This is a genomic window from Wenzhouxiangella sp. YN9 (assembly GCF_056324165.1).
The window spans coordinates 1-2,702 of sequence record NZ_JBJNIP010000021.1 but is presented as its reverse complement, the minus strand read 5'-3'; the positions used below and the strand labels follow the sequence as shown (position 1 = coordinate 2,702).

The following is a 2,702-nucleotide window of genomic DNA, read 5'->3' as shown; positions in this document are numbered from 1 at the left end:
CAAATTCGGCCCCAGCAAGGATTTTCGATGCGCAGATCGCTAAATCACCTCACCACCATCAACCTTTCCGACTGATCTAACCATCGCGAAGGCTTGGCCGACGGCTATTCAGCCATGGGAATCGTGGGTGTCCTTGTTTTTCCTTAACCAACACCACCCCCTCAATCACGCAAGAAAATTTTACTTCGGGCTAAGCTCAAGGAGCATCGCACGCCCGTAGCGCCCCAACACTTGATCTGGCGGAACCAGGTAATCGCCAGAAAGCAATACAAATCGGCCGTCTCGACTTACAGCGACAGCTTGAACGTCTTTCCAATTTTCATCCCACCCCTCGACACTCTTCAAAATCTCGAAAAGGGGCTCCACGCCGGTAGCTTGGGTCCAAATAACGGGTCGCTCGGCTCGAGAGCCGTCGACGTCCGCCAAGTAGTGACCCACAAACAAACTTCCGTCGCCAGTGGTATCCAAAACGAGTCGAGAAGGCGGAATGGTCGAATCGATAGCCTCAGGCAGGCTGCTGTCCAGGTAATGGAAACCATTCGCTTCTGTCCACAGCCAGAACTTGAATGCATCAGGATCCGACAAGTCAGGAACCCCGCCATGCATGCTCCCGGGAACAACGCCACAGGTGGAGCTGCATGTGAGCGACCAGCCCAAAGGCGTGCCAGCGTCATCGCGTAATATTTCTGGCTGATCAAGTGTGACCCAACGAGTCGCGTAGTCAGTCCTTTGGCCGCTTCCCGCTCGTCCGCCCTGATTGCCCACCAAAACCCGGCCATCATCACTTGCAGCGCGCGGAATCCCTGCTGCCATATTGTCGTCAATCGAAAGGCGTGACTGACCTTCCTGAGCGGACCACACCCACGGAAACCCTTCAGCCAGAGAATTTCTAGCGGTGCCAAAAAGCCTTCTCCCATTCTTCGAGATTCCATACACAATAGAAGACTCGGCTTCCATGTGGGCAACTGGCGTCCAAGGTGGCTGGCCACCAGAGGCCCGGACAGGTTCCCAAATGATTAGATCGTCGTCACCGGCATTCTGATCACGTTGCGTGGCAAAGGTGTAGGTTGCGTCTGGCCCAACGAACACGTCCGACCGATACCCCCCCCTCTCCGACAGTATAAAACTCTCGCCATCACTGGTCCATGTAAATAACTGGGAGCTTTGATGATTTGTGCGGTAGCCAACGACTGTGCCATCGTCAGCCACATCGCTTGCCGTGAAGTTGATATCTCTTAAGACGGCGGCAGAATCATCGGCGAGGGGTCGAAAATTAATCTCCGTAACTTCGAAAGAATAAAGATCGTTTATCTTGGGGCGCTCCCGTTGGCAAGTTGGCCGCTGCAGCCTTGAGAGACGGGAAAGCTCCAGCTGGCCGCTCCCAAAGTCACCAATAAGGCTCTCGTAATTGGCGACGCCGGAATCGCAATCTATTTCGAGAACTACTGACCCCCACACTTGCGACGACAGCTGGCCTGGATCGTATGAAGGGCCAAATACAGGCCCGTTGGTCGTACGCATTTCCGGAAAGACAAGCCGACCTTCAATGAGTCTACCAACGCCGGTCATCCAGTACTGGTTACCGGCATTGTCGTATGTGAACCAAATCAGCACTGCCTCATTGCGAGACATCCATTGCAGGGTATAGCCCTCACCTGAGTGATCCGGATCGTACCAGGAACCGCTTTGGCCGGCATATTCCATAACCGGCTGCCCAGGCACCCCATTTCTGGGCTGACAGCCAGCAGCCATGGTCGTCGTCAATCGGCGCATCGGTATAGTCTCAGACACCCCGAAAGCCGAGTAAGACCATTCGGCTTCGTTGCAACTGCCAAATCGAAGTGTCGCTGCACCTACATTCGATACCTCAACGTCATCAGGGTCAAAGGCATCGCCAAAGCGCCCCCCTTGGGTCAACGTCAGCTGGGGAAAGTGAATTTCGTCTCCATCGATGGTGCCTACATCCAGCAACCACCTTTGGCGACCTGTCTGGTCATACGTAAACCAATAGATGACCGCGCTCACATCATCCATAACCTCAAGCACCAGACCTTCGCCAGTGCGTTCAGGGCTATACCAATGGGCGGAGTGGCCTGGTGAAACCTCGAACTGCTCGGCTCCAGCAGGAATGCAGGAGAGGGCAAAAAGGAGGCACAAAAGTAAACCAATCGGCCAAGAAGCCAGCGGCGCATGCTTTGCACGATGCAAGAAGTTTAAAACTGAATCCATGCCAACACTCCAACTCCAAGGAGCTCGCGAGATTCACCGCACCTCGCCGCCCAGGATGTTTACTCTAGCCCCTCGATTAGCCTAGGTCATAAAAGGTGGGCATGTCAACGTGAGGAACCGAATTGACGTAAGCGTTAAATCGCATGCTAAACGATGACGCTCGACCCAGGTAAAGCGGAGACTGGGTTGAGTTTCACATGGCGAGAACCACATTTGGGTGTCAGCGAATGAGTCGAGCACCCATATTTCCGGCTCACTTTCGGCTGAAAGTCCGGCTCGGCGCCACCTCCGTCTTTCGTACTCGCTTGTATGAGCAAGCAGTCTCCCAGAAGGGAGTTACTGTCAAGTCTGGTGTATGACCACTGGCTCATCAAGCGGCGTCCCTGCTGATTTTGCGTTCATCTATTCCGTCGATGAACTTCACGCCGGCAACGACATCGGCCAGTTGCCGGAAGCCCCGCAGTCTGCGCCAG

Annotated in this window: 1 protein-coding gene; it reads right to left on the bottom strand. The window is 54.5% G+C overall.

What is annotated here, in order from left to right; genetic code table 11:
- Nucleotides 1-180: 180 nt before the first annotated feature.
- Nucleotides 181-2,229, bottom strand: coding sequence for a hypothetical protein (locus tag ACEWQ0_RS00050; protein ID WP_476484111.1), 2,049 nt, complete (start codon nt 2,227-2,229; stop codon nt 181-183).
- Nucleotides 2,230-2,702: the final 473 nt, after the last annotated feature.